The sequence below is a fragment of the Stenotrophomonas mori genome, assembly GCF_023556335.1.
GTDB lineage: Bacteria > Pseudomonadota > Gammaproteobacteria > Xanthomonadales > Xanthomonadaceae > Stenotrophomonas > Stenotrophomonas mori.
In genome coordinates, this window is record NZ_JAIKTS010000001.1 from 1133762 (window position 1) to 1155978 (window position 22217).

17 protein-coding genes are annotated in these 22217 nt (G+C 68.4%); 7 read left to right on the forward strand and 10 right to left on the reverse strand.

What is annotated here, in order from left to right:
- Position 1 precedes the first annotated feature (1 nt).
- On the forward strand, positions 2–2374 hold the full coding sequence (locus K5L01_RS05070; protein WP_250062495.1) for a 3-hydroxyacyl-CoA dehydrogenase/enoyl-CoA hydratase family protein: 2373 nt from the start codon (positions 2–4) through the stop codon (positions 2372–2374).
- Between the two features lie 78 nt (positions 2375–2452).
- Positions 2453–3661: an acetyl-CoA C-acyltransferase gene (locus tag K5L01_RS05075; protein WP_250062497.1), complete on the forward strand. Its 1209-nt coding sequence runs from the start codon at positions 2453–2455 to the stop codon at positions 3659–3661.
- Positions 3662–4183: 522 nt separating this feature from the next.
- Here K5L01_RS05075 and galU read toward each other — a convergent pair.
- From galU to cmk, 8 genes are all read right to left on the reverse strand, one after another.
- On the reverse strand, positions 4184–5062 hold the full coding sequence (gene galU / locus K5L01_RS05080; RefSeq protein WP_250062499.1) for a UTP--glucose-1-phosphate uridylyltransferase GalU: 879 nt from the start codon (positions 5060–5062) through the stop codon (positions 4184–4186).
- The gene (locus K5L01_RS05085) at positions 5062–6969 is read right to left on the reverse strand and encodes a polysaccharide biosynthesis protein (protein ID WP_250062501.1); all 1908 of its coding nucleotides are present in this window, start codon (positions 6967–6969) and stop codon (positions 5062–5064) included. Before K5L01_RS05085 ends, galU begins: the two co-directional genes overlap by 1 nt.
- Positions 6970–7007: 38 nt before the next feature.
- Positions 7008–7982: an MraY family glycosyltransferase gene (locus K5L01_RS05090; RefSeq protein WP_425603829.1), complete on the reverse strand. Its 975-nt coding sequence runs from the start codon at positions 7980–7982 to the stop codon at positions 7008–7010.
- 3 nt (positions 7983–7985) lie between these two features.
- Positions 7986–9164 (reverse strand): lipopolysaccharide assembly protein LapB, encoded by a 1179-nt coding sequence (lapB, locus tag K5L01_RS05095; RefSeq protein WP_250062506.1) that lies wholly within the window; start codon positions 9162–9164, stop codon positions 7986–7988.
- Positions 9165–9170: 6 nt separating this feature from the next.
- Positions 9171–9461, reverse strand: coding sequence for a lipopolysaccharide assembly protein LapA domain-containing protein (locus K5L01_RS05100; RefSeq protein WP_250062508.1), 291 nt, complete (start codon positions 9459–9461; stop codon positions 9171–9173).
- 80 nt (positions 9462–9541) lie between these two features.
- Positions 9542–9847, reverse strand: coding sequence for an integration host factor subunit beta (locus tag K5L01_RS05105; protein WP_250062510.1), 306 nt, complete (start codon positions 9845–9847; stop codon positions 9542–9544).
- A 99-nt stretch (positions 9848–9946) separates the two neighbouring features.
- Positions 9947–11635 (reverse strand): 30S ribosomal protein S1, encoded by a 1689-nt coding sequence (gene rpsA, locus K5L01_RS05110; protein ID WP_250062511.1) that lies wholly within the window; start codon positions 11633–11635, stop codon positions 9947–9949.
- A 195-nt stretch (positions 11636–11830) separates the two neighbouring features.
- Entirely contained in the window at positions 11831–12508 is a 678-nt protein-coding gene (gene cmk / locus K5L01_RS05115; RefSeq protein ID WP_250062512.1) for a (d)CMP kinase, read from the reverse strand.
- Between the two features lie 189 nt (positions 12509–12697).
- On the opposite strand from cmk, the gene ykgO reads away from it, so the two are divergent.
- The 5 genes from ykgO (at position 12698) to K5L01_RS05140 (ending at position 17224) form a co-directional block, all read left to right on the forward strand.
- Positions 12698–12823 (forward strand): type B 50S ribosomal protein L36, encoded by a 126-nt coding sequence (gene ykgO, locus K5L01_RS05120; protein WP_005409283.1) that lies wholly within the window; start codon positions 12698–12700, stop codon positions 12821–12823.
- A gap of 201 nt (positions 12824–13024) precedes the next feature.
- Positions 13025–13354 carry a hypothetical protein gene (locus tag K5L01_RS05125; RefSeq protein ID WP_250062513.1) on the forward strand — a complete coding sequence of 110 codons (330 nt, stop codon included), beginning with the start codon at positions 13025–13027 and terminating at the stop codon, positions 13352–13354.
- A 68-nt stretch (positions 13355–13422) separates the two neighbouring features.
- Positions 13423–14463: an agmatine deiminase family protein gene (locus tag K5L01_RS05130; protein WP_250062514.1), complete on the forward strand. Its 1041-nt coding sequence runs from the start codon at positions 13423–13425 to the stop codon at positions 14461–14463.
- A gap of 302 nt (positions 14464–14765) precedes the next feature.
- The gene (locus K5L01_RS05135; RefSeq protein WP_250062515.1) at positions 14766–15653 is read left to right on the forward strand and encodes a carbon-nitrogen hydrolase; all 888 of its coding nucleotides are present in this window, start codon (positions 14766–14768) and stop codon (positions 15651–15653) included.
- 350 nt (positions 15654–16003) lie between these two features.
- Positions 16004–17224 carry a TraB/GumN family protein gene (locus K5L01_RS05140; RefSeq protein ID WP_250062516.1) on the forward strand — a complete coding sequence of 407 codons (1221 nt, stop codon included), beginning with the start codon at positions 16004–16006 and terminating at the stop codon, positions 17222–17224.
- 103 nt (positions 17225–17327) lie between these two features.
- Here K5L01_RS05140 and K5L01_RS05145 read toward each other — a convergent pair whose 3' ends face one another.
- Positions 17328–20444, reverse strand: a complete 3117-nt coding sequence (locus K5L01_RS05145) for an efflux RND transporter permease subunit (RefSeq protein ID WP_250062517.1) — start codon at positions 20442–20444, stop codon at positions 17328–17330.
- 4 nt (positions 20445–20448) lie between these two features.
- Positions 20449–22104, reverse strand: a complete 1656-nt coding sequence (locus K5L01_RS14965; RefSeq protein ID WP_425603855.1) for an efflux RND transporter permease subunit — start codon at positions 22102–22104, stop codon at positions 20449–20451.
- Positions 22105–22217: the final 113 nt, after the last annotated feature.

Below are 22217 nucleotides of genomic sequence, written 5' to 3' on the forward strand. Positions count from 1 at the left end.
CATGTCCAATTCCCTGCAGATCCGCCGCGCCGCCGTCCTTGGCGCCGGTGTCATGGGCGCCCAGATCGCCGCCCACCTGACCAATGCCGGCATCGACACCGTGCTGTTCGACCTGGCCGCCAAGGAAGGCCCGGCCGACGGCATCGTGCTCAAGGCCATCGCCAACCTGGGCAAGCTGAGCCCGGCCCCGCTGGCGAGCAAGGCCCTGGCCGCGGCCATCACCCCGGCCAATTACGACTCCGGCCTGGAACAGCTGCGCGGCTGCGACCTGATCATCGAAGCCATCGCCGAACGGATGGACTGGAAGCAGGACCTGTACAGGAAGATCGCGCCGTTCGTGAACGAACACGCGGTGCTGGCCTCCAACACCTCCGGCCTGGGCATCAACAAGCTGGCCGACGTGCTGCCGGAAGAACTGCGCCACCGCTTCAGCGGCGTGCATTTCTTCAACCCGCCGCGCTACATGCACCTGGCCGAGCTGATCCCGGCCACGACCACCGGCAAGGCGGTGCTGGAAGGCCTGGAAACCTTCCTGACCACCCACCTGGGCAAGGGCGTGGTCTATGCCAAGGACACCCCGAACTTCATCGGCAACCGCATCGGCGTGTTCTCGATCCTGTCCACCATCCACCACACCCAGCAGTTCGGTCTGGGCTTCGATGAAGTGGACGGCCTGACCGGCCCGCTGGTCGGGCGCCCGAAGTCGGCCACCTACCGCACCTCCGACGTGGTCGGCCTGGACACCATGGCGCACGTCATCAAGACCATGGGCGACACCCTGCCGGACGACCCGTGGCACAAGTACTTCCACGCGCCGGCCTGGCTGGAGGCGCTGATCGACAAGGGCGCACTGGGCCAGAAGACCGGCGCCGGCATCTTCCGCAAGGTCGGCAAGGACATCACGGTCATCGACCTCGAGAAGCAGGACTACCGCCTGGCCGACCGCGTGGCCGCACCGGACGTGGTCGAGATCCTGAAGATCAGGAACCCGGCCGAGAAGTTCGCCAAGCTGCGCGAAAGCCGGCACCCGCACGCGCAGTTCCTGTGGGCCACGTTCCGCGACCTGTTCCACTACAGCGCCTACCACCTGGCCGACATCGCCGAAACCGCGCGCGACGTCGACCTGGCCATCCGCTGGGGCTACGGCTGGTCGCTGGGGCCGTTCGAGACCTGGCAGGCCGCCGGCTGGAAGCAGGTGGCGCAATGGATCGCCGACGACATCGCCGCCGGCAAGAGCATGAGCGATGCGCCGCTGCCGGCCTGGGTGCTGGACGGCCGTGACGGCGTACATGCCGCCGAGGGCAGCTACAGCCCGACGCAGAATGCCCTGGTGCCGCGCTCGGCGCTGCCGGTGTACCAGCGCCAGCGCTTCCCGGACGCACTGCTGGGCGAGAGGTTCGCGCCGGGCGAGACCGTGTTCGAGAACGATGGCATCCGTCTGTGGACCGATGGCGACGGCATCGGCGTCATCAGCTTCAAGACCAAGATGAACACCGTGTCCGACCAGGTGCTGGACGGCATCCAGCACGCCATCGATCTGGCCGAGAAGCAGTTCAAGGGCGTGGTGATCTGGCAGAACAGGGAGCCCTTCTCCGCCGGCGCCGACCTGTCCGGTGCGCTGGGCGCGCTGCAGGCCGGCAAGATCGCCGAGTTCGAGGCGATGGTCGCCAACTTCCAGCGCACCAGCCAGCGCATCAAGTACGCCACCGTGCCGGTGGTGACCGCGGTGCGCGGCCTGGCCCTGGGCGGCGGCTGCGAATTCCAGATGCACGCGGCCAAGTCGGTCGCGGCACTGGAAAGCTACATCGGCCTGGTCGAGGCCGGCGTCGGCCTGCTGCCGGCCGGCGGCGGCCTGAAGGAACTGGCCGTACGCGCCTCGCAGGCTGCCGGTCCTGACGGCGACGTGTTCGCCGAGCTGAAGAAGACCTTCGAAACCGTGGCCATGGCCAAGGTCTCCAACTCGGCGGTCAACGCCAAGGAGCTGGGCCTGATGCGCGGCACCGACAAGGTGGTGTTCAACAGCTTCGAACTGCTGCACATCGCCAAGGCCGAGGTCACCGCCCTGGCCGAGGGCGGCTACCGTCCGCCGCTGCCGGCACGCCGCATCCGCGTCGCCGGCGACGTCGGCATCGCCACCTTCAAGATGATGCTGGTCAACATGCTCGAAGGCCGCTTCATCAGCGCGTACGACTACGAGATCGCCGAGCGCATCGCCACCGTGCTGTGCGGCGGCAAGGTCGACCGCAACACGCTGGTGGACGAGGAGTGGCTGCTGACGCTGGAACGCAGGCACTTCGTCGAGCTGGCCCAGCAGGAGAAGACCCAGGCCCGCATCGCGCACATGCTCAAGACCGGCAAGCCGCTGCGGAACTGAGTGAGCGTGCCCAGGCGCGGCGCTCCGGCGCCGCCCTCGCCCGCCCTCACGCTCACACCCTTTGAAGAGATCACCGCAATGACCAAGCAAATCCAGGATGCCTACATCGTCGCCGCCACCCGTACCCCGGTGGGCAAGGCGCCCAAGGGCATGTTCCGCAACACCCGTCCGGACGACCTGCTCGCCCACGTGCTCAAGCACGTGGTCGCCCAGGCCCCGGGCGTGGACGTCGACCGTATCGACGACGCCATCATCGGCTGCGCCATGCCCGAAGCCGAGCAGGGCATGAACGTGGCGCGCATCGGCGTGCTGCTGGCCGGCCTGCCCGACACCATCGCCGCACAGACGGTCAACCGCTTCTGCTCGTCCGGCCTGCAGGCCGTGGCGATGGCCGCCGACCAGATCCGTCTGGGCAACAGCGACCTGATGCTGGCCGGCGGCACCGAGTCGATGTCGATGGTGCCGATGATGGGCAACAAGATCGCGATGGCACCGAGCGTGTTCGACAACGACCACACCGCGATCGCCTACGGCATGGGCATCACCGCCGAGAAGGTCGCCGAGGAATGGAAGGTCTCGCGCGAGGACCAGGACGCCTTCGCCCTGGCCTCGCACCGGAAGGCCATCGCCGCCATCCAGAACGGCGAGTTCAAGGACGAGATCAGCCCCTACGAGATCGTTTCGCACCAGCCCGACCTGGCCGACGGCAAGCGCATCATCACCCGCGACAAGCTCGCCGACACCGACGAAGGCCCGCGCCTTGATTCCTCGGCCGAGGGCCTGGCCAGGCTGCGCCCGGTGTTCCGCAACGGCCAGTTCGGTGGTTCGGTCACCGCCGGCAACTCCTCGCAGATGAGCGACGGTGCCGGTGCAGTGCTGCTGGCCTCCGAACAGGCCATCAAGGACTACGGCCTGATCCCGCTGGCGCGCTTCGTCAGTTTCTCGGTCGCCGGCGTGCGCCCGGAAGTGATGGGCATCGGCCCGATCGCCGCGATCCCGAAGGCGCTCAAGCAGGCCGGCCTGAGCCAGGACCAGCTGGACTGGATCGAGCTCAACGAAGCCTTCGCCGCGCAGTCGCTGGCCGTCATCCGTGACTGCGGCCTGGACCCGGACAAGGTCAACCCGCTGGGCGGTGCCATCGCCCTGGGCCACCCGCTGGGTGCCACCGGCGCGATCCGTACCGCGACCCTCCTGCACGGCCTGCGCCGTCGCCAGCAGAAGTACGGCATGGTGACGATGTGCATCGGCACCGGCATGGGCGCAGCGGGCATTTTCGAGGCGCTGTAAGGGCCGGCGGACGTGTCGGTATGCCGTGGACCCCGGGCGGGCGGAACTGCCCGGGATACGCCATAGCCCCGTCCCTAGCGATTCGGCAACGGCCTGCCTGCAAGCCCACTCGTGCGCACGCAGCAAGGCCGGGGTTGGGCGTCCTGTCCAACCCGCCAGGTACCTGGCCCGTGCCGCTGGCAGTCCCTGCCCGCCTCACCCATCCGGGCCACCCAACATTCCGCGCGGCGGAGGGTTGGGCAAAGGCAGGTGTATCCACGCCACGCGTGGATACACCTGGCAACAAAAAAGGCAGCCGATGGCTGCCTTTTTCGTTGCTTCTTTTGCCTTTGATTCCGCCCTTCCCCTCCGCGCCCTCAGGAAACCTGACAGGCGGGGCGGCGGGGCCTTTGCGGGATCGATGGCGCCATGGATGGTGCCATCGATCCCCATGGACGGGTTTACGGCGTGCCCTGCAAAGGCCAGCCATCCCGCCCGTCACGTACCAGTCAAGGCGCCGCGAACGAAATGCTTGAAAACCCTCTATTCCGCCAACATCGCCGTCAGCTTCTCCCGCGCCGGCCCGGCCAGCTTCGGGTTGTCCAGCGCGAAGCGGATCGTCGCCTCCACCAGCCCCAGGTGCGTGCCACAGTCGAAACGGGTGCCCTCGAAACGGTAGGCATCGACCTCTTCGCTGTTCAGCAACTGCGCGATCGCGTCGGTCAGCTGGATCTCGCCACCGGCACCGCGGCCGGTCTGTTCCAGCAGGTCGAAGATCCGCGGGCTCAGGACGTATCGGCCCACCACCGCGAGATTGCTCGGCGCCTCCGCGGGCTCCGGCTTCTCCACGATCTGCGAGATGCGCCCCTTGCGGCCGTCGAACGCGTCGGTCGCCACGATGCCGTAGCTCGCGGTCTTCTCGTGCGGCACGTCCTCCACCGCGATCACGCTGGCGCCACTGGCCTGGTTGAGATCGGCCATCTGCTTCAGCGCACCGTCGCCGCGGTTCCAGATCAGGTCGTCCGGCAGCAGGACCGCGAACGGCTCATCACCGATGACCGAACGCGCGCAGAGCACGGCATGGCCCAGGCCCAGCGCCTCGGCTTGGGTCACGAACACCGCGCGCACCCCGTCGGGGAGCACATGGCGGACCATTTCCAGCTGTTCCTGCTTGCCGGCACGCTCGAGCTTCTGCTCCAGCTCGTACGCCTTGTCGAAGTAGTCCGCGACCGCATGCTTGTAGCGGTTGGTGACGAATACCAGCGTGTCGCAGCCGGCTTCGATGGCCTCGTCGACGGCGTACTGGATCAGGGGACGGTCGATGATCGGCAGCATTTCCTTGGGCACCGTCTTGGTGGCCGGGAGGAAACGCGTGCCAAGGCCCGCGACCGGGAAAACCGCCTTTCGAATACGTTGGGACATCAGCTCCTACCAGCTTCCTTTGAAGGGAATGGGACGACGTTGGTTTCCACGTACGCCGCGTCCGCATCGTGCGAAAGCGCGTATTCGGGAATCGTCGAGAACAGTATCGAACGCATGGCCTCGACGTCATAGCGGGCCACCGCCTCGCGCAGGCGGCCCAGGTTGCCCAGCACGCGCTCGGCCGAGAACTCCCGGACGCCGGCCTCGAGCACCTTCGGATGCGCGGTGGGGCGGCTGTGTTCGTCGGAGTAGAACAGGCTCTCGTGCAGCTTCTCGCCCGGCCGCAGCCCGGTATACACGAGCGCGATATCGACGTGCGGCTGCTTGCCCGCGAGGCGGATCATCTGTTCGGCCAGCATGCGGATGAGCACCGGCTCCCCCATGTCCAGCATGTAGATGGCCCCGCGCGACGAGGATGCCGCGGCCTGCAGGATCAGCTGGCAGGCCTCGGGAATGGTCATGAAATACCGGGTCACCTCCGGATCGGTGACGGTCACCGGCCCGCCGCGGCGGATCTGCTCGCGGAAGAGCGGGACCACGCTGCCGGCCGACCCGAGAACGTTGCCGAAGCGCACCGTGACGAAGCGGGTGCCGTTGTCCTGGTTGAGGCTCTGGCAGATCATCTCCGCGTAACGCTTGCTGGCGCCCAGCGCGTTCACCGGGCCGACCGCCTTGTCGGTGGAGATGAACACGAAATTGTCCACCCCGTGTTCCTGGCAGGCCCGGGCCACGCATTCCGTGGCCAGCGTATTGTTGCGGACCGCTTCGCGGATCTGCCCTTCCAGCAGCGGCACCTGCTTGTAGGCCGCGGCATGGAACACGGTGTCGGGCCGGTAGCCCAGCAATGCATGCCGGACCACCGCAGGGTCGCCACAGTCGCCGAGGATGCACTCGATCCTGAGGTGCGGGAAGTTCCGGCACAGCTCGCCCTGGATCTTCAGCATCAGCAGTTCGCTGATCTCCAGCAGCACGATCCGGCTGGCGCCATGCCGCGCGCACTGCCGGCACAGCTCGGAGCCGATGGACCCCCCGGCGCCGGTCACCATCACCGTGCGCCCGCTGAGCCAGCCACGGATCAGTTCCCAGTCGGGCTGCACCGGCTTGCGCCCCAGCAGGTCCTCGATGGCCACTTCCTTGAGCTGGCCCGGCAGCGAATTGCCTTCCAGCACGTCGCTCAACCGGGGAACCGTCCGGAACGGCAGGCCGGTGCTCTCGCACAGCGCCACGATCCGCTGCATGCCTGCCGCATCGAGCGTCGGTATCGCGATCACCAGCAGCTTGGCCGCAGTCTCGCGCGCCACCGACGCCACGTCGTCCAGGGTACCGAGGATCGGGATGCCCTGGAGCTTGGCGCCCCGCAGATGGCGCGAATCATCGAGCAGGCCCACCGGCTCGTAGTCTCCCGAGCGGCGCATGTCCTTGACCAGCGCCTCGGCCGCGTGCCCGGCGCCGAGCACCAGCACCCGGCGCGCACGGACGTCCGAATGGACCGCCTGGTAATCCTTCCACGCGCGGTACAGCAGGCGCGGCCCGCCCAGCAGCGCGGCCAGTGCAAAGGGATAGGCCACCAGGACCGACATCGGGATCCCTTCGAGGCGCTTGTAGCTGAAGGCCAGGACGATGGCGGCCAGGCCGATGAAACTCGCCTTGAAGATGTTCAGCAGGTCGGCAACGCTGGCGAACCGCCAAAGCCCGCGGTACAGGCCGACATAGCGGAACGCGAGCGCCTGCACGACCAGCACGACCGCGATGTCCATGCTGAACACGTGGATGATCGGTGCGTTGTCGAGAATGGCGTACCTGGCCATGTACAGCACCTGCCAGCAGGTCCATACCATGAACAGGTCATGCAGCATGACCGCGATGCGAGGGAAGCTTCCTGCCACCTGTTGCCGTTTGGATACCATCTCTGGGCCTCTCTCGTCGAACCGGGACGTCCTTTTGATCAACGCACGCTGCTCCGCGATACCCACCACAGGCCCAGGCCCATGGTTGACCACGCAACAGCAGCCCCAGTGCCCCAAGCGGGAGAAAGCCGGGCGAAAGCGCACGCAAGTGTAATGCCGACAATGCTGAACACTGCGTAATTGCAGGTCAGTGTTATGTGACTCAATCCACGTTTTACATGCAGCTGATACAGGTGCTGGGTATGCGCCTCCATCCAGCGCTCACCGTTCAACATGCGTGACAGCAGGGTGCCGCCGGCGTCGATGCAGAACGCCGTCAACGGCATCAGCCAGAGCGCCCAGGCCACCCGTCCCTCGGCGATTCCCAACGCGACCAGGCCCGCCAGCAGATACCCCAGCGCCCCGCTGCCGACATCGCCCATGAAGATCCGGGCCCGCGGAAAGTTGAACGGCAGAAAGCCGAGGACACCGGCCGCGAGCAGCAGCGCGGGCAATGCGAAAGGCGGCGACAACCACAGCGCGTAGGCGAGCGCGGCCAGGAGCGCCTGGGTCGCGGCCAGGCCGTCGATGCCGTCCATGAAATTCCAGATGTTGATCAGTGCGACGGTCAGCAGCGCGATGAAACCAGCCTTCAGCGCATCGCCCGTCCAGTACCAGACCAATGCGCCCAGCAGTGCGCCGGCCAGCACGTGCACGCCCAGCCGCGGCCACGCCGGCAACGGCCGGTGGTCATCCCACCAGCCGATTCCCGCCACCAGCACCAGCCCCGCCGAGAACACCGCCAGCGTCGGCGCCGCCTGCGGCACCGCCATCCCGATCCCGAGGTAGGCCAGCAACTGCGAAACGACGATGGCGATACCGCCCCCGCGCGCGGTCGCGACCGCGTGGCTCCGCCGCTCGCCGGGCTGGTCCAGCAAGCGCCGGCGCAGTGCGTAGGCACGTGCGAGTGCCGTTGCCAGGAACGCGATCCCGAAAACAGAAACCAACCCAAGCGCCATCCATGCCGCCTGCATCGGCTACAGCACCGCGTAGTTCAGCAAGGGCTTCACCGTCCCCCACTCCTTGCAGCTCGGGCATTGCCAGTGGTGGGTACGCGCGCCGAACCCGCACTTGGTGCAGCGATAGGCGGGATTGCGGACCAGCAGCTGGTCGGTGATGTGCCGCAGGTCGTGCAGGGTCGCCACCGGGTCGGCGCCCTCGGCCAGCGTCAGGTCGATCAACGCCGACTCGCCGCGCACCGAGGGCCGGTCCTTCAGCTGCCGGCCCAGGTAGGCCCGCGCCGGCCCGGCGCCCTCCTGCTCCTCCATCAGCTGGGACAGGGCCAGCACCGGGGCGATGCCGCGGTAATGCTCGGTCATCTCGGCAAGGAACGCCCGCGCGCCGGCCAGGTCGCCCACGTTGCGGTAGTTCTTCAACAGTTGCGGGAGGATTTCCGGAAGATAGTCCGGATCGTTGCGGGCCGCGCGCTCGAAGGCGTGGACCGCGGCATCGTCGCGCCCGAAATCGCTTTCCAGGCGTCCCTCGATGATGCCGGCACGCACGCTCATGGCATCGGCGGCGTTGGCACGCTCGATCGACGCGCGCGCGTCGTCCAGCCGGCCGGCCGCGCGGTAGCGCTCGGCCAGCTCGCATTCGAACTGCCCGATCAGCTTGCCCATCGGCTCGCCGGTGACCTGCTCGTAGCGGGTCGCGTTCTCGATCGCCTTCTCCCAGTCGCGCTCGGCCTGGTAGATGCCGATCAGGTGCTTGAGCGCCTGCGGTGCGCGCTGGTCGAGCCGCGCCAGGTCGGTGAAGACGGTCTCGGCGCGGTCCAGCAGGCCCGACTTCATGTAGTCCTCGCCCAGGGCGAGCAGTGCCTGCACGCGCTGCGCCGGCGACAGGTCGGAACGGTTCGCGAGCCCCTGGTGGAGCCGGATCGCGCGATCGACCTCGCCACGGCGGCGGAAAAGATGCCCCAGCGCAAGCTGCGTCTCGAAGGTTTCCTTGTCCAGCTCGGCGATATGCAGGAACAGCTCCACGGCCTTGTCCGGCTGCTCGCTGAGCAGGTAGTTGAGCCCCCTGAAATAGGTGCTCGACAAGCGGCTCAACTGCTTTTCGCTGTGCCGCTGCCCTCCACGCCGGCCGACGACCCAGCCGCCGAGCGCGGCGATCGGGAGAAACAGGAAGAACCAGAACCACTCACTGATAAAAGCCATCTTCGATCAGCGTCCGTCGAAAGGGGAAGGAGAAGGCGGTGCCGGCGGTTCCAGGCCCGCCGCTGCGGCCTTGTTGGCGCGCCGCAGCTTCGCGTACAGGGGGATGACCACGCCCGCGACCACCAGGGCGCCGCCGAGCAGCGCGCCGGCCAGCAGCGAGACGATGATGGCGACCCCGGAGGTCGTCCTCAGCACCCAGAACGCCAGGCTGACGTCCACGGGTTGCGAATTGAGCGAACCGATCACCAGGCCCGCGACCAGAACGGCCAGGAGAAACAACAGTCGGACAGCCTTCATGCGGCAGCCTGCTCCATGTCGACAGAGACGCTAGCTTACCCGGGCCGGCGGTGATTCCGCAGCTGGCCGTCGCGACGGACTCAGGCCGAGTCGCCTTCCAGCGGCAGGACCTCGCTGACGCGCTCGCGCAGCTCCTTTCCGGGCTTGAAGTGCGGCACATGCTTGCCCGGCAGCGCGACCGAGTCGCCCGTCTTCGGGTTGCGCCCCATCCGCGGCGGCCGGTAGTGCAGCGAGAAGCTGCCGAATCCGCGGATCTCGATGCGGTCGCCCGTGGCCAGGGCCCCGCCCATCATCTCCAGCAACGACTTCACTGCCAGATCGACATCGTCGGCCTTCAAGTGCGCCTGGTTGCGCGCAAGGATTTCGATCAACTCGGATTTGGTCATCGCGAACCCGTCAATGGCTCCGTACCTTGAAGCGGCCCGGACTTGCGTCCGGGCCGCCTGGGGTACATCAACGGCAGCCGTGAAGCGCTGCCCGGGGTATTACTCGGACTTGCCGCCCAGCTGCGCGCGCAGCAGCGCACCCAGGCTGGTGGTACCGGCAGCGGCTTCGATCGAGGTCTTGTTGTACTCGGCCAGCGCCTCGGCGGTCTCGGCTTCGTCCTTGGCCTTGATCGACAGCTGCATGGTACGGCCCTTGCGGTCCATGCCCACGAACTTGGCTTCGACCTTGTCGCCGACCTTCAGGTGCTGCGAGGCGTCGTCCACGCGCTCGTAGCTGATGTCGCGCGCGGAGACGTAGCCTTCGATGCCGTCGGCCAGCTCGATCACCGCACCCTTGGCGTCGACTTCCTTCACCACGCCCTCGACCTTGGAACCCTTCGGGTTGGCAGCCATGTACTGGCCGAACGGGTCCTGCTCAAGCTGCTTGACGCCCAGCGAGATGCGCTCGCGCTCCGGATCAACCGCCAGCACGACGGCATCCAGGGTGTCGCCCTTCTTGAAGTTGCGGACCACGTCTTCGCCGGTGGTGTTCCAGCTGATGTCCGACAGGTGCACCAGGCCGTCGATACCGCCGTCCAGGCCGATGAAGATGCCGAAGTCGGTGATCGACTTGATCTGGCCCGACACCTTGTCGCCCTTCTTGTGGATGGCGGCGAAGGTTTCCCACGGGTTGGCGGCAACCTGCTTCATGCCCAGCGAGATGCGGCGACGCTCCTCGTCGACGTCCAGGACCATGACTTCAACCTCGTCACCGACCTGCACGACCTTGGACGGGTTGACGTTCTTGTTGGTCCAGTCCATCTCGGACACGTGCACCAGGCCTTCCACGCCCGGCTCGATCTCGACGAACGCGCCGTAATCGGTGACGTTGGAGACCTTGCCGAACACGCGGCTGTTGGCCGGGTAACGGCGGGCGATGTTGTCCCAGGGATCCTCGCCCAGCTGCTTCAGGCCCAGCGAGACGCGGTTGCGCTCGCGGTCGAACTTCAGCACGCGCACGTCCAGCTCGTCGCCGACGTTCACGACTTCGGACGGATGGCGCACGCGCTTCCAGGCCATGTCGGTGATGTGCAGCAGGCCGTCGATGCCGCCCAGGTCCACGAACGCGCCGTAGTCAGTCAGGTTCTTGACCACGCCCTTCAGGATCGCGCCTTCCTGCAGCTTGTCCATCAGCTGCTCGCGCTCTTCCGAGTGCTCGCTCTCGACCACCGCACGGCGGGAAACGACCACGTTGTTGCGCTTGCGGTCGAGCTTGATGAGCTTGAACTCCAGCTCCTTGCCTTCCAGGTAGGCCGGGTCGCGCACCGGGCGCACATCCACCAGCGAACCGGGCAGGAACGCGCGGACATCCTTGATGTCCACGGTGAAACCACCCTTGACCTTGCCACTGATGCGGCCGGTGATGGTCTCGTTCTTCTCCAACGCTTCTTCCAGCTCGTCCCACACCATCGCGCGCTTGGCCTTCTCGCGCGACAGGACGGTTTCGCCGAAGCCGTTCTCGATCGAGTCGAGCGCGACCTTCACCTGGTCGCCCACGCCCACGTCGATTTCGCCCGCGTCGTTACGGAACTGTTCGATCGGCACGATGCCTTCGGACTTCAGGCCGGCGTTGATCACCACGACGTCGCCGCGGACGTCGACGACGGTACCGACAACGATGGCGCCCGGCTTCAGTTTGGCCAGGTTGGCTTGGCTGGCTTCAAACAGTTCGGCAAAAGATTCGGTCATTAGATTTACTCAGTTGAACACATGGGCTGGCCGCGTCCATCAGGGACTGCGCACCGCCCGCCTGTTGGTCGGCCCCATGCAAGCAGCCGTGTGTGGAGTGGAAAAACCGCCGTGCACCCTGCACGACGGAGCCTTTTACAACCTCGATTGTGCGACGGCGCCCGTTGCCGGGCGCTCTCGCGGAACGGGTGGGGGTCAGGCTTCCTGCGAGGGAAGCAGGCCCAGCACCGTGGCAACGACCTGGTCGATGCCCATACCGCTGGTGTCGATGGGGACGGCGTCTTCGGCCGGCCTCAGGGGCGCCACTGCGCGCTGTGCATCACGGGCGTCGCGGGCCATGATCTCGCGCAGGAGGTCGTCAAAGTTAACCGAAACCCCTTTTTCCTTCAACTGTTTATGCCGCCTGGTGGCGCGTTCCTCGGCGCTGGCGGTCAAAAACACCTTGAACGGCGCATCCGGGAAGATCACCGTCCCCATGTCGCGCCCGTCGGCGACCAGGCCGGGGGCGACCCTGAATGCGCGCTGCCGCTCTTTCAGTGCCGCGCGCACCTCCGGGATGGCGGCGATCGCCGAGGCCAGCGCACCGGTGGTCTCCAGCCGCAGCTCGTCGGTCGCGTCCGACCCGTTGACCAGCACCCGCAGGCTCTCGCCCTGCTCGACGAAGCGGATCCGGGTGTCGAAGGTGCAGCGCACCAGCGCCGAAGCGTCGGAGGTGTCGATGTCCGCCCAACTGGCGGCCACCCCCACCGCGCGGTAGAGCGCGCCGGAGTCCAGGTAGTGCCAGCCCAGGCGCTGGGCGACGATGCGGCTGACGGTCCCCTTGCCGGCCCCGGAGGGACCATCGATGGTGAGGACGGGCGGAAGCTGGCTCATCTGCGGCCTTCTGCTGGCGGGAATCGGCGCATTCTAGCCCTCCGTCCGCCGCCGCGGCCGACTCTTCTCCGCAACCACTTGAAGCGCCATGGAAATACCCGGTAGAATGGCGGGCTTGAACGAGCGTCAACCTGCCTACCCGCGGCTACGCTCCCGTGAAGAACTCCAACGTATCCGCCGAGGTATGCCATGAAAGTCCTGTCCTCCCTGAAATCGGCGAAGGCCCGTCACCGTGACTGCAAGGTCGTGCGCCGTCGCGGCAAGATCTTCGTGATCTGCAAGTCGAACCCGCGTTTCAAGGCCCGCCAGCGCTGAGCCGTCCGGTGCAGGCCGCCTGCTCCGGCAGCGCGGCCTCCGGCATCTGCAGAAAGCCGCCTTCGGGCGGTTTTTTGTATCCGGCCGCCGCCACGGATACCCTGTGCGCCCACGCCGGTGCGGCGTGGCGATGACCGTGCAGCGCGCCGCGCCCGCACGGTCCCGTTGCGAACGTCACCTGTCCTCTGGGGAGAAGCGAGCATGACGCAGATATTCCGTGGCCTGGCCCTGGCGGCCGGCCTCCTCCTGGCGCCGCTGGCGTCGGCCGACACGCTGCTGCTGGAGCGGACCCAGGCCCGGCCCAGCAGCGAGATGCCGGCACGCGGCCAGTCGATGGGCCAGGTCCATGCACGCTTCGGCACCCCGCAGGAGCGCCTCGATCCACGCGGCGGGCAGAACCGCCGCTGGCCGACGATCAACCGCTGGGTCTATCCGGCATTCACCGTCTATTTCGAGCAGCAACGCGTGATCGACGTGGTCGCCAACCAGGCCAGCGCCGACGAGGCCGGCCCCCGGCCGCCGATCCGCTGACCTGCCCCCCGGCCCGGGGTCCGCCCGGTCCCGGCCCCGTCTCCACTGATCCGAGCACCGCAGCCGCAATGACCGACGCACTCCGCTTCCCCGCCGAATGGGAACCCCAGTCCGGCGTCCTGATCGCCTGGCCCCACGCCGATACCGACTGGGCCGAGCGCCTGGCCGAGGTCGAAGAGACCTACATCGCCCTGGTCGCGGCGATCACCCGCTTCCAGCCGGTGGTGATCTGCGTGGCCGACGATGACGTCGAGACCTATGCCGAGATGCGCCTGCGCTCCAACCGCGTCGACATGGACCGGGTGCGGTTCATCCCGGCCCCCTACGACGACACCTGGCTGCGCGATTCGGGCCCGATCACCCTCGCCCGCAACGACGGCGGCTTCCAGCTGCTGGACTTCCGTTTCACCGGCTGGGGCGGCAAGTTCGAGGCCAGCCGCGACGACCAGCTGGTCGGCGTGCTGCATGCCGCCGGACTGTTCAAGCCCGGTACCGAGGTGCGCAGCCTGCCGTTCGCGCTGGAGGGCGGTGCCATCGACACCGACGGCGCCGGCACCCTGCTCACCACCTGGCGTTGCCTGCACGAGCGCCATCCCGCACGCGACCGCGCCTCGCTGGGTGCCGACATGGCGCAGTGGATGCGGCAGGAGCGCGTGCTCTGGCTGGACCATGGCTACCTGGAAGGCGACGACACCGACGCGCACATCGATACCCTGGCCCGCTTCGCGTCGACGGACAGCATCGTCTACCAGGACTGCGACGACCCGCAGGACACGCACTACGCCGAACTGCAGGCCATGGGTGCCGAACTGGCCGCGCTGCGCACCGCCGACGGCCTGCCCTACCGCCTGTTCCCGCTGCCCTGGCCACGCCCGGTACGCGATGGCGAGCGCCGCCTGGCCGCGTCCTACGCCAACTTCCTGGTCATCAATGGCGCGGTGCTGATGCCGGCCTATGGCGATGACGCCGACGAGGCCGCGCGCTCGGTGCTGGCCCGCGCCTTCCCGGACCGCGAGATCGTGCAGGTCCCCTGCCGGTCGCTGATCTGGCAGAACGGCAGCCTGCACTGCATCACCATGCAGTTGCCTGCCGGCCTGCTGGAACGCTGAGCCGCCACAGCCACGGCGCCGCCCCCGCTCGGCGTTGCATCGATCCGCCCCGCTGCGGCGCGGATCGGCCATGCAGCGGCTCAGCCGTGCCTGGCCCCGCGTCCGTTGCCTGCAGCCACGCTGCGCTTCATGCCGGACGATGCGACCACGGCTCCATGGCCCACGCCGCTCCGCCGGTTGGGCCACGGCGGCAATGCCCGCCGCGGCCGCCCCTCCTCCGTTCGCCGCACTGTTCAGCCCTGGCCGCATCGCCGGCGCCCATCCGCGTTACCATGCGCGTTTTCCACTGCAGGATCGCCGCAATGAACTCGCGCAGCCCCCTTACCGTCGCCCTGGTCCAGGAGCGCAACCACGGTGATGCCGCCGCCAACCTGGCCGTCATCGAGGCCCGCGTGGCCGAGGCCGCCGCACGGGGGGCGCGGCTGGTGCTGCTGCAGGAACTGCACAACGGCCCGTACTTCTGCCAGCACGAATCGGTGGACGAGTTCGACCTGGCCGAGCCGATTCCCGGCCCGAGCACCGAACGGCTGGCGGCGCTGGCCAGGACGCACGGCGTGGTCATCGTCGCCTCGCTGTTCGAGCGCCGCGCGGCCGGTCTGTACCACAACACCGCGGTGGTGCTGGAGAAGGACGGCACCCTGCTCGGCAAGTACCGCAAGATGCACATCCCGGACGATCCGGGCTTCTACGAGAAGTTCTACTTCACGCCCGGCGACCTCGGCTTTGCGCCCATCGACACCTCGGTAGGCCGCCTCGGCGTGCTGGTGTGCTGGGACCAGTGGTACCCGGAAGCCGCGCGCCTGATGGCGCTGGCCGGCGCCGAACTGCTGCTCTACCCCACCGCCATCGGCTGGGACCCGGACGATGCGCAGGACGAGAAGGACCGCCAGCGCGATGCCTGGGTGCTGAGCCACCGCGGCCATGCCGTGGCCAACGGGCTGCCGGTATTGTCGTGCAACCGCGTCGGCCACGAGCGCTCGCCGCTGGGCGCTTCCGGGATCGATTTCTGGGGCACCAGCCACGTGCTCGGTCCGCAGGGCGAATTCCTTGCCGAGGCGGGGACCGAAGCGACGCTGCTGGTCTGCGAAGTGGACCTGCAGCGCAGCGAGCAGGTCCGCCGCATCTGGCCGTTCCTGCGCGACCGTCGCATCGATGCCTATGACGGCCTGCTCAAGCGCTACATCGACTGAATGCCCCCGCGCGTGACCGTACCCGGCGTTGCCCGCGGCAGCCTCCGCTCCCGCCGGGCCGCCGCACGCGCTCCGCGTCCCGGCGCCGCGACCCCTAGGCGGCGCGCCGCCGCAGGCGTCACCCGCCCCGCCCCGGCAGGCCGGCATGATCGGCCCTGCACCACGACCGGCCAGGGCGGCGCTGCCGACGTGCCGCGGTCGCCGCCGGCGCACGCCGCGGCGGTGGACCGCTTCCCTCACGGCCGCCCCCGCCCGTCCCATGCCGCCGGCATGGGCGCCCTCGTCTGCCCCGGCCTCGCCCGGCCCGCCCATGGCGCCGCCGGCGACGCCCTTCTCCCTGCAGTGACGCAATGACCGATATCTCCGAACACGCAGGCCAGGACCTGCTCGCCGGCCAGCCGCTGCGCACCGTCGAACGCGACGGCGTGCACTACACCCTGCTCGGTACCGCCCATGTCTCCGCCGCCAGCGTACAGGCGGTGGAACAGGCCATCGCCAGCGGCCGCTTCGATGCGGTCGCGGTCGAGCTCGACCCGCAACGCCTGCAGGCGCTGACCGATCCGGACGCGCTGGCGCGGCTGGACCTGATCGAGGTGATCCGCAACAACCGCATCGCCCTGTTCGCCGCCAACCTCGCCCTGGCCGCCTACCAGCGCCGCCTGGCCGAGCAGCTCGGCATCGAGCCCGGCGCCGAACTCAAGCGCGCGGTGCTCCTGGCCCGGGAACACGGCCTGCCGGTGCACCTGATCGACCGCGAGGTCGGCCTGACCTTCCGCCGCGCCTCGCAGCGGCTGGGCTTCTTCGGCAAGCTGCGGCTGGTCGCCGGGCTCGGCGCCGGCCTGTTCTCCTCCGAGGACGTCGGCGAGGACGAGATCGAGAAGCTCAAGCAGGGCGACATGCTCGAATCCAGCTTCGGCGAGTTCGCCAGTGAAAGCCCGGCGCTGTACGAGACCATCATCGGCGAGCGCGACCGCTACATGGCCACCCGCCTGCGCGAGGCCCGCGCCGACGACCAGCGCAACGTGCTGGCGGTGGTCGGCGCCGGCCACCTCGCCGGCCTGGCGCGCCACCTCGAGGACGACACCGAGGCCCCGGCGCTGCTGCGCGAGCAGCTGGAGGCGGTGCCGAAGAAACGCAACATCCCGTGGCTCACGCTGGCCATCCTCGCCGTGGTGCTGGCGGGGATCGGCCTCGGTTTCTGGAAGGGCGGCATGGGCATGGGCGCGCACATGCTCGCGACCTGGGCGCTGTACACCGGCGGCCTGGCCGGGATCGGCGCGCTGCTGGCCGGCAGCCACCCGCTGAGCATCCTCACCGCCATCGTGGTGGCGCCCTTCAAGCCGTTCCGCCTGAGCATCCCCACCGGCGCGTTCTCGGCGCTGGTGGAAACCCGGCTGCGGCGGCCGGCCTACAGCGACTTCCTGCGGCTGCGCGATGACGCACAGTCGCTCAAGGGCTGGTACCGCAACCGCGTCACCCGGGTGGTACTCACCTTCATGCTGACCAACATCGGCAGCATGCTGGGGCTGTGGCTGACCGGCTTCACCGTCTACGGCAAGCTCGCCGGCTGACGTCGAAGCCCCAGGCACCGCCCCGGCACCGGAACCACGGCGCAGGCCGGGACGGCCGTCCCGTCCTGCGGGGCTGCCGGCACGTGGCCGGCAGCCATGCCGCTCAGCCTCCCTGCGCTTGCCCGGCAGTGGCCGTCGCCGCCTCCGGCGCCGGCAGTCCGCGCGCGCGCCGCACCAGCCGCGCCGTGCCGCTGCGCAGGTCGTCGAGGAGCGCGTAGATGGTCGGCAGGAACAGCAGGCTGACCACCGTGGAGAACGCCAGCCCGCCGGCGATTGCCCGCGCCATCGGGTAGTACGGCGGCATCCCGTCGGCGGTCTGGGTGTTGAGCGCGATCGGGATCATCGCCAGGATCGCGGTTCCCATGGTCATCATGATCGGGCGCAGGCGTTCACGGCTGCCTTCCACCAGTGCATCGATGCGTGGCATTCCCCGCCGGCGCAGGTTGTTGATGTGCTCGATCATCACGATGCCGTTGTTCACCACCACGCCCATCAGCACCAGGATGCCGATGACCGCCATGATGTTCATCTCGGTGCCGGTGAGCCAGAACAGCCAGTACACGCCGAAGATGGAGAACAGCACGCAGGACATGATCGCCACCGGGAACAGCAGCGATTCGAACACCGCCGCCATGATCACCAGCATCAGCACCAGTGCGATCAGGATGGCGTGCTGCATCTGCTCCATGCCGTCGAAGTTGATGTTGAATCCCGCGCCGCTGAAGGTGTAGCCGTAGCCCGGCGGGAACTGCACGCCTTCCAGCAGGGCCTCCACCGACTTGCGCGCCTGGTCCATCGGCACGTCCTTGGCCAGCCCGGCTTCGATGCGCAGCATGGTCTGCCGGTTCAGGCGCTGGATGGTGTTGGCGGCCGGATTGACGCCGACGTCGACCACCGCCAGCAGCGGCACCTCCTTGCCCCCGGCGGTGCGCAGCATGAACGAGGACAGGTCCTGGATGCCGAACGTCTCCGAGCCGGCAAAGCGCACGTTGACCGGAATCTCGACCTCGTCGCGATGGAAGTCGCGCAGCGAGGAGCCGCGCAGCGCCATGCCGATGAAGCGCGCCACCTGGTCCACGCTGAAGCCGTAGGCCGCCGCGCGCTCGCGGTTGACCCGCACCGACAGCTCGGTGTTGGCATCGCCGGTATCCACCCGCACGTCGCGCAGGCCGGGGTCGCGCGCCAGCATCGGCACGATGTCCTCGGCCAGCTCCTTCAGGGTCTGGGTGGAATCACCCACCAGGCTGAAGCGCAGGCCTTTGCCGTCACTGCCCATGCCACCGGGCCAGCCGATGCCGATCTTGGCCCGCGCCGACTGCGGCAGGCCCTTGCGTATCTCCTCCTCGATCTTCTTGCTGAGCTCGCGGTCGTCGCTGTCCAGGAACAGCCGGGTCTGCGACCAGCCCTGCTCGCTGTAGCGGCTGTAGACGCGCTTGACGTGGAACTGCTCGCGGTGCGTATTGACGAACGCCTCCACCCGCGCCACTTCCCGGCCCATCTCCTCCTTGGAGTAGGCGCCGCGCCACTGGTAGAAGATGTTGATCTCGTCCGGGTCGCTCTCGTCGCCACCGCCGGCGGTATTCATCATCGGCCACACACTGGCCAGCGACACCGCCAGGATCCCGGCCACGGTCCAGCCACGATGGCCCAGGGTCCAGCGCAGCAGCCTGGCATAGGCCTGCTGCAGCCGGCCGATCAGCGGCGACTGCAGCGCCGGCGGCGTCCGCATGCGTGCCGACAGCATCGGGATCAGGCTCACCGCCACCAGCCACGAGGCCAGCAGCGAGAACGAGATGGTCACGGCCAGCTGCGACAGGTAGATGGTGATGATGTTCTTCTCGCCGAACAGCATCGGCAGGAACACCACGCAGTGGCACAGCGTGCCCGCCGACAGCGCGATCGCCACGTGCCGGGTACCGATGATCGAGGCCATCGCCGAGCGGTCGCGGCCCTCCAGTCCCTGGAGGGGATGGCGGGCCAGGCTCTCGCGTTCCTGGTAGATGCTCTCCACCACCACCACCGCGTTGTCCACCAGCATGCCCACCGCCAGCAGCAGCCCCATCATCGAAATGATGTTCAGGGTGATGCCGGTGAAGTACATGAAGCCCAGCGTCATGATGAAACAGATCGGGATGGCCAGCGACACCATCAGCGTCGACGGCCAATGCCGCAGGAACGCGTACAGCACGATCACCGACAGCAGCAGGCCGATGGCGCCGGCCTCGGCCAGCGCCAGCAGCGAGCTCGTCACCGCCTTGCCCGAGTCGTAGGCGACCTCGATGTCGATCCCCTGCATGGTCGGGTCTTCGCCCAGCGCGGCGATCTCCCGGCCCACCGCGCGCGACAGGTCCACCAGGTTCGCCGAGCGCTCCTTGTAGATGTCCACGCCGACGCTGGGCTTGCCGTCCATCTGCCGCACATAGCTCATGCGCTGCGGCTGCAGGCTGACCTCGGCCACGTCGGACAGGCGGGTGCCGCGGTTGTTCACCGGCAGCTCGCGCAGCTGCCGCAGCTCCAGCAGCTCGCCCCGCGGCTGCACCCGCAGGCGCCGCCCGTCCTCGGTGATCTGCCCGGCCGACACCGAGAAGTTGGCCGCCTGCAGTTTCTGCACGAGGTCGTTCAGGGCGATGCCGTGGGCGCTGATGCGGTCCTTGTCCAGCGCCACCAGCACTTCCTGGCGCGCGACGCCCTCCACTTCCACCCGCGCCACCCCCGGCAGCCGTTCCAGGCGCTGCTTGATGCTGCGCTCGATCAGGTCGGCGCGCGCGGTCAGGTCGTCGCGGCTGTTCAGGCGCAGGCTGATCGCCTCCTGGTCGCTGGTGCTCCAGCGCTGCACGTAGTAACGGCGGAAATCGTCGGGCAGCTGGTCGCGCACCGCATCGATGCGTTCGCGCGCTTCGGAGGCGGCCATGGCGATGTCGCGGTTCCAGTCGCTGAATTCGACCTGGATCTGCGCGCCCTCGGCGTTGGCGCGCGCGTTCATCGACTTGATCCCGGGCATCGTGGCGATGGCTTCCTCGACCGGGCGGAGGAGATTGCGCTCCACCTCCTCCGGGGTCGAACCGGGGTATGGCAGCGACACGAAGAAGAACGGGATCGTCGCTTCCGGCTCGGACTCCAGCGGCAGCCGCAAGGCGGCGATCAGGCCGATCACCACCATCGACACGAACAGCATGATCGTGGTGACCGGGCGACGGATGGACAACTCGGTGATGTTCATCCGCTCAGCCCTCCGCCGCGCCGCCGTCGAGCCGGTCCTGCTCCCGGGCCAGCGCCTGCGCCAGCTGCGCGCCCTGCTGCCGCGCCCGGCGTCCGCGCTCGGCATAGAACGCATCCGGCCTGCGGTCCAGCAGGTCGTATACCAGCGGGATCACCAGCAGGGTCAGAAGGGTGGACACCAGCAACCCGCCGATCACCGTGATCGCCATCGGCGAGCGCACCTCGGCGCCCTGCCCGAACGCCAGCGCCAGCGGCAGGAAGCCGAACACCGCGCACAGGGTGGTCATCATGATCGGGCGCAGGCGCGAACGCGCGCCCTCCACCAGCGCCTGGCGCTTGGCCACGCCCTCTTCGCGCAGCTGGTTGACCTTGTCGATCAGGATGATGGCGTTCTTCACCACCAGGCCGACCAGCAGGATCAGGCCGATGAACACCACCACCGAGACCGGCGACCGCGACAGCAGCAGCGCCGTGACCGCGCCGACCAGGGCCAGCGGGATGGTGAACAGGATGACGAACGGGTGCAGCAGCGATTCGAACTGCGAGGCCATCACCAGGTAGACCAGGAACACCGCCAGGCCGAAGGCGAACAGCAGCGAGCGGATCGACTCGCCCAGCTCCTCGCCCTGGCCGCCGATGTGCATGCCGACACCGGTACCCAGCGGATGCTCGGCGACCATCTTCTGCACCTCGGTGATGGCCTTGCCGAGGTCGATGCCGCGCAGGTTGGCCGAGACGATGGCCACCCGCCGCAGGTCGGCACGGTGGATCTCGCTCGGGCCGGTGGTGGCGACCACCTCGGCCACCGATGCCAGTTCCACCGGCTTGCCGCCGGTCGGGTGGACGATGAGGCGGCGGATGTCCGCGACCGAGGAGCGCTCGGATTCACGCACGCGCACCAGCACGTCGATCTTGCGGTCGCGGAAGCTGTAGCGGGTGGCCACGTTGCCGCGCACCTTGTTGACCACCGCATCGGCGATCTGCCGGGTGGTCAGCCCCAGCGCCGCGGCGCGGTCCTGGTCGAACACCACCTGGATCTCGGGAAAGCCCTGCTCCACCGTGGACTTGACGTCGGCATAGTGCGGGTTCTGCCGCAGCATGCCGGCCAGGCGGTTGCCGGCCACCCGGATGTCCTCCAGGCTGTCGCCCTCGATCTCGATCTCCAGCGGCGGCGACAGCGCGAACAGCTCCGGGCGCGCGAAGTCCACCTGCGCCGCCGGCCACGCCGCCATCGTCCGCCGCAGCGATTCGGTGAGCGCCGGCTCACGGCGGGTATCGCTCATCACCACCGACAGCTTGCCGATGTTCTCGCCACTCTCGGTGGGGCTGGCATCCAGCCGCGTGCCGGTCCCGGACACGCCATACAGCAGGCGCACGCCGGCCTCGCCGGCATGCTGCCGCTGCACTTCGCGCACCAGCGCATCGGTCTGCGCCAAGGGCGTGCCCGGCGGCAGCTTGGCGGTCATCTCGAAGCGGTCCTGGGCCAGCTGCGGCAACAGGTCCACGCCCAGCAGCGGCAGCGCCGCCAGGGTCAGCGCGAACGCCAGCGCCGCGCCGCCGAGGACCGGCCAGGGACGCTTCAGCGCCGCCGGCAACAGCCGCAGGTAGCCGGCCTCGGCGCGGGCATACGGCGCCATCGCCAGGTCGCTGGCCTTGCCCATCACCGGCCCGGCCACCGCGGCAACGCCACGGCAGACGCGCACCACCAGCCACGCCAGGAGGAAGAATCCATGGCGGAACAGCGCCCCCGCCCCACGCCCGGCCAGTGCCACCG